This window comes from Micromonospora sp. KC606 (genome assembly GCF_004348675.1).
Taxonomy (GTDB): Bacteria; Actinomycetota; Actinomycetes; order Mycobacteriales; family Micromonosporaceae; genus Micromonospora.
On sequence record NZ_SMKN01000285.1, the window covers coordinates 1 to 6,199 of the forward strand.

Sequence of the window (6,199 nt, forward strand, 5' to 3'; positions counted from 1 at the left end):
GGGTGGTGGTGGGCGGGGTTCCGCCGTTGCAGACAACACCGTTGAGGGTGAACGAGGCCGGCTTCGGGTTGCTGCTGCTCCACGCGCCGTTGAAGCCGATGCTCACCGTGCCGCCGGAGGCGACCGAGCCGTTGTACGACTCGTTGGTGGCGGTCACGTTCCGGCCGCTCTGCGACCACCTCGCCGACCAGCCCTGCTGCACCCGCTGACCCGCGTCGGGGAAGGTGAAGCCGAGGGTCCACGAGCTCAGCGGGTCACCGATGTTCCTGATGGTGACGTTGGCGGTGAAGCCGCCCTGCCACTGGCTCGTGGTGTAGTCGACGCTGCACTGGGTCGCAGCCTGGGCCGCGGTGACCGGGATGGTCACGAGCCCGCCCGCTACCAGGGCGCTCGCACCGGCGAGTGCGACCGCCCGGCGTCGGCCGGACAGGTTTCTCCACAGATTCATGCCACTGAACTCCTTGGGCGAGACCGGATCCGCGTGCGGCCCGGCGAAATGGCCCGGCGGACGGCCCTTGCGGACGGCCCACGGTGCCAACGGGAATTTCGGGGGGTGCGCCCGACCCGGGAACGGGCGTGGTGGTGGTGCCTTGACCGGTCGGGCAGGACCGGTCGGTGGCTACGTCGTCCGGTTCTCACCGGTGCCCTCGACGTCGGCCTACGCGGTGTGGCTCCCCGAACCGCGTGCAGCGATTCTTGCATGGGAGCGCTTCCATGGCAATGGTTCGATACGTGCCCGCGACCTGCCGGCGAAGACGAGACCTCCTGCCGATCGGGACATTCACCCTGCCAACCACTCTGGCTCGCGGCGCGACCCACAGTACGCGCGCCGGCATCAGCTGGTTGCCGAACCGACATAAGCCGCCTAGCACCCGTACCTCTCCGATCGACATCAAACTCCAAAACATGAATGTTCCCCCGGAACAGACGCGAAACGGTCTAACGTCGGTCATAGCTCGACTGACGTCGGGCTCGGGACGACAGAGATGGAGTGACGCAGGTCATGGCTAACAAGATGCTCGGAAAGGTCGTCGCGGGTGCCGCGCTCGGCGGCGCGTCCCTCCTGGTGCTCACGCCGGGGATGGCAATCGCGGACGGCACGCACCATCGCGGAGACCGTGAGGGCCGGGTCCACGCCAAGCCGCACGTGGCCAAGCCGGGCGAGACGGTCAAGTTTCTCGAGGTCTGCCCGCACCCGCAGGAGCACGCCTACGTCTGGTCAAAGGTCACCGGCAAGGTGAAGCTGAAGCCGGCCGAGGAGTCCGGCGGTGAGCACCGCGACTGGAAGGGCAAGGAGTCCGGCGGTGAGCACCGCGACTGGAAGGGCAAGGAGTCCGGCGGTGAGCACCGCGACTGGAAGGGCAAGGAGTCCGGCGGTGAGCACCGCGACTGGAAGGGCAAGGACGAAGGCTCTCGGGAGAAGGACAAGGGCGGCAGGCAGGGCAGGGACGAGCACCGCAAGAGCCCGACGCCGCAGCCTCCGGCCAACGGCGGCCAGCCGAACGGCACGGGTGGCGGGTTCGTCGCCGACGCCGGGGCGGAGCGCGACCGGAAGGCCCACGAGGAGCAGGGCGCCGAGGAGCGCGGCGGGCAGCACGAGCGGGAGTGGAAGGGCCAGGACTGGAGGGCCGAGGAGCACGACCAGGCTGCGGAGTCCGAGTCCGAGCGCGGCCACGGCTCGGAGGACCACCGGTACGGCACCGGGTCCGAGCGCGGCTCCGAGGGCCGCGAGCACAGCTGGAAGACCGGGGAGCACGACCGGGCAGCCGACTCCGAGCGCGGCCACGGCTCCGAGGGCCGTGAGAACGGCCAGCGCGGCCACGGCTCCGAGGGCCGTGAGAACGGCCAGCGCGGCCACGGCTCCGAGGGCCGCGAGAACGGCGAGCGCGGCCACGGCTCCGAGGGCCGTGAGAACGGCGAGCGCGGCGGCAAGAACGAGGACCGCGGCACCGGCACCGGCTCCGAGCGCGGCGGCAAGAGCCACGGCGGGTACGAGGACGACGCGGCTGGCGAGGAGCACGGCTGGAAGCACAAGAAGGACTTCGTCTACTACGGCGAGGGCCGGGTCGCCTCGGACGCCGCTCCGGGCCGGTACGAGCTCAAGGGCTCGTGCGGCGAGGGCGAACTGGTCGTCCTTCCCCGCGGGCACGTCGAAGGCGGTGACGGTGGCATGACCACCGGCGCCGACGGCGGCATGGCTCTCGGTGGGGCGAGCATGATCGGCGCGGCTGCCCTGGGTGGCATCGTGCTGATGCGCCGGCGTCGGGCCGATGGGCTCGTCTGACCGGACGACGACACGGGCCGGCGGCCGTCACGGGAGACCGTGGCGTGCCGCCGGCACGGCCGTCGTCGTCGCCCTGGCCATGGCGGGCGCCGGGATGGTCGGCCTGTCCCTGCGAACCGAACCCCCGCCCCGCCCACCGCAGCCGATCGGCCGGACGGCTCTGATGGAGCAGGCCGACCCGGACACCGCCGGCCACCTGCCGGGCGGGCGGACCACCGCCCGCGAGAGAGGCATGGCCCCCGCGCTGCCCCGCTCCGCTCCCACCGCCATCTCCATCCCCCGCATCGGGGTCGAGGCCGACGTCATGACACTCGGCACCAACCCGGATGGCACCGTTCAGGTGCCCTCGCTGGAGCAGGCCCACCGCGCCGGCTGGTACTCCCCCGGCGTCAGCCCCGGCGAGGCCGGCAACGCGGTGATCGTCGGGCACGTCGACTCGGCGAAGCTCGGCCCGGCCGTCTTCTTCTCACTCGGGTCGTTGACGAAGGGCGACACCATCACGGTGTCCCGGGCCGACGGCACACGGGCCACCTTCACCGTGGACGAGGTCCGGGCGTACCCGAAGGACGCCTTCCCCAGCGAGCTGGTCTACGGCCCGAGCGACGTCCCGGCGCTACGGGTCGTGACCTGTGGCGGGGTGTACGACCAGGCCGCCGCGGGCTACACCGACAACGTCATCGTCTTCGCCAGGATGACGTCCTGACGGCGTACGACGCGCCTCCGGCGGGAGACCGGAGGCGCGTCGGGCACGTCTCAGGCCGCGGCGGAGGTCCGCACCAGGGTGCGGATCTGGCGCAGCAGCACCGAGAGGGCCGCCAGGTCGGCGCGCGACTCGTCAAACTCCCCCATCGCCCGCCGGGCGCGGTGGATGGAGGTGGCGTTCGACTGCTCCCACTCGCGCACCCGGTCCTGCGCGGACAGGCTGTCCGGGGTGGAGTCGAGCACTTCGGCAGTGAGCGCGGCGAGCGCGGCGTACAGGTCGTAGCGCAGCGCCATCCGGGCCAGGGTCTGCCAGCGGTCCTCCCGGGGCAACAGGGAGATCTTGGACAGCAGGCTGTCCACCCGGAACAGGTCGGACAGGACGAAGTAGACCGAAGCCACCTCGTCGACGTCCCGGCCGCTCGCTGCCGCGGTCTCCACCACGTCCAGCAGGCCGAAGCTGTACATCAGCCGGGTGGCCTGCTCGGCCAGCCCGCGCGGCAGCCCACGTGCGGTCATCGTGTCGATGTGCGCGGCCAGCGACTCACGTTCGCGGCCGTGGAAGCGGGTCTCCAGATCCGGCAGGAGCCGGGCCACCCCGGACCGCAGCCGGTCGATCTCCGCCGGCACGTCGATCGGCGAGCGCCGGTTGGTGACCAGCCAGCGCACGGCACGGTCGAGCAGTCGCCGGGTGTCCAGGTAGACGCTGGTCTGCAACTCTGGCGAGATCTTGTTGTCCAGCGCCTCGACCGAGTCCCACACCTCCCGCAGCCCGAACACGTCACGCACCACCACGTACGCCCGGATCACGTCCGCCGGCGAGGCGGCCGTCTCCTCCACCACGCGGAAGACGAACGAGATGCCGCCCCGGTTGATCGCCTCGTTGACCAGCACCGTGGTCACGATGTCGCGGCGCAGCCGGTGCCGGGCCATCCGGTCGGCGAAGCGCTGCCGCATCGGCGAGGGGAAGTAGTTCACCAGGACGTCGGTCGTCCACTCCTCGTCGGCGAGCCCCTCGGCCAGGATCTCCCGCTCCAGGACGATCTTGACGTACGCCAGCAGCACCGCGAACTCCGGCGCGGTCAGCCCGGACTCGCCGCGGACCGCCAGCTCCTCGTCCGGCGGCAGCGCCTCCAGGGCCCGATCGAGCTGGCCCGCCCGCTCCAACTCGTTGACCATCCGGCGGTGCACCGGAAGCAGGGAACTCGCCTGGGCCTGGGCATTGTTGATCGCCCGCGCCTGGTCGTAGTTGTCCCGTAGTACCAGCTCGGCGACCTCGTCGGTCATCTCGGCGAGCAACTCGTCCCGCTCGGCGACGTCGAGCACCCCGTCGGCGACCGCCGTGTTGAGCAGGATCTTGATGTTCACCTCGTGGTCGGAGCAGTCCACCCCGGCCGCGTTGTCGATGAAGTCGGTGTAGATCCGGCCGCCCGCCAGGGCGTACTCGATCCGGCCGAGCTGGGTGCAGCCCAGGTTGCCGCCCTCGCCGACCACCCGGCAGCGCAGGTTCCTGCCGTCCACCCGGATCGCGTCGTTGGACTTGTCGCCCACCTCGGCGTTGGTCTGCGTGGATGCCTTCACGTAGGTGCCGATGCCGCCGTTCCAGAACAGGTCGACCGGCGCGGTGAGGATCGCCTTCATCAACTCCTGCGGCGACAGGCGCGTCACGTCGTCGTCGAGGCCGAGCACCGTGCGGACCTGCGGCGAGATCGGCACGGACTTGGCGGTACGCGGGTACACCCCGCCGCCGGCGGAGATCAGCTCCGGGTCGTAGTCCTCCCAGGACGACCGCGGCAGGTCGAACAGCCGCTTGCGCTCGTCCCACGAGGTGGCGGCGTCCGGGGCCGGGTCCAGGAAGATGTGCCGGTGGTCGAAGGCGGCCACCAGCCGGATGTGCCTCGACAGCAGCATCCCGTTGCCGAACACGTCGCCGGACATGTCGCCGACGCCGGCCACGGTGAAGTCCTGGGTCTGGGTGTCGTGGCCCAGCTCCCGGAAGTGCCGCTTGACGGACTCCCAGGCGCCCCGGGCGGTGATGCCCATCTTCTTGTGGTCGTACCCGGCGGAACCACCAGAGGCGAACGCGTCGCCGAGCCAGAACCGGTGCGCCGCGGAGATCTCGTTGGCGATGTCGGAGAAGGTCGCGGTGCCCTTGTCGGCCGCCACCACCAGGTACGGGTCGTCGCCGTCGTGCCGGACCACGTCGGTGGGCGGCACGATCTCCCCGGCGACGATGTTGTCGGTGACGTCGAGCATCGCCCCGACGAACTCCCTGTAGCAGGCGATCGCCTCGTCCCGGTCGCCCGGCTTCCGCTTCAGCACGAAGCCGCCCTTGGCCCCCACCGGCACGATCACGGCGTTCTTCACCATCTGCGCCTTGACCAGGCCGAGCACCTCGGTGCGGAAGTCCTCTCGCCGGTCGGACCAGCGCAGTCCGCCCCGGGCCACCGGCCCGAACCGCAGGTGCACACCCTCGAAGCGGGGCGAGTAGACGAAGATCTCGAACTTCGGCCGCGGCGCCGGCAGCTCCGGGATCGCCTGCGGGTCCAGCTTGAACGCGACGTACGACTTCGGCCGCCCGTCGGTGCGCTTCTGGTAGAAGCTGGTCCGCAGGGTGGCCTGGATCAGGGTCAGGTACGACCGCAGGATCCGGTCCTGGTCGAGGCTGGCCACCTCGTCCAGCGCCTCGCCAATCGCGGTGACCAGCTCACCGCTGCGCTCCCGACGCTGCTCGACGCTCGCCGCGCCCGGGGCGAACCGCACCTCGAAGAGCTCCACCAGCAGCGCCGCGATCCGCGGGTACGCGATGAAGGTGTGTTCCATGTACTCCTGCGAGAAGACCGTGCCGGCCTGGCGCAGGTACTTCGCGTACGCCCGCAGCACCACCGCCTGCCGCCAGGTGAGGCCGCCGCGCAGCACCAGCTCGTTGAAGCCGTCCACCTCGGCCTCGCCCCGCCAGGCCGCGGCGAAGGCGTTCTCCACGTGCGGACGCACCTCGGCCAACTCCTGGTGCCCCTCGGGCAGGCGCAGGCCGAAGTCGTACAGGAAGACCCGGCCGTCGATCCGGTCCACCTCGTACGGATGCTCGTCGACCACCCTGACTCCGAGGGAGTGCAGCACCGGCAGTACGGCGGAGAGCATCATCGGCTCGCCGTATCGGTAGACCTTGAACCGGACGTCCATGGTGTCGTCGACATCCGCGCCCCGTCCCCCGCC

The 6,199-nt window shown here is 70.9% G+C and carries 4 protein-coding genes; 2 read left to right on the forward strand and 2 right to left on the reverse strand.

All coding sequences use genetic code 11. The annotated features are described in order from the left end of the window. On the reverse strand, window positions 1-448 hold a 448-nt coding region (locus E1193_RS29255; protein ID WP_207922916.1), incomplete at its 3' end, for a cellulose-binding domain-containing protein. Between the two features lie 555 nt (window positions 449-1,003). Between E1193_RS29255 and E1193_RS29260 the strand changes: the two genes are divergently transcribed. Further along, window positions 1,004-2,284 (forward strand): hypothetical protein, encoded by a 1,281-nt coding sequence (locus E1193_RS29260; RefSeq protein WP_132186395.1) that lies wholly within the window; start codon window positions 1,004-1,006, stop codon window positions 2,282-2,284. Continuing rightward, entirely contained in the window at window positions 2,271-2,987 is a 717-nt protein-coding gene (locus E1193_RS29265) for a class F sortase (protein ID WP_132186396.1), read from the forward strand. Before E1193_RS29260 ends, E1193_RS29265 begins: the two co-directional genes overlap by 14 nt. Window positions 2,988-3,037: 50 nt before the next feature. Here E1193_RS29265 and E1193_RS29270 read toward each other — a convergent pair. Then, window positions 3,038-6,199: NAD-glutamate dehydrogenase (locus E1193_RS29270; protein WP_132186397.1), on the reverse strand; the 3,162-nt coding region annotated here is incomplete at its 5' end.

Excerpts from the sequence above, each read along its gene's own strand:
- E1193_RS29260 (WP_132186395.1), top strand. The coding sequence starts at position 1,004 with ATGGCTAACAAGATGCTCGGAAAGGTCGTCGCGGGTGCCGCGCTCGGC.
- E1193_RS29265 (WP_132186396.1), top strand. The coding sequence starts at position 2,271 with ATGGGCTCGTCTGACCGGACGACGACACGGGCCGGCGGCCGTCACGGG.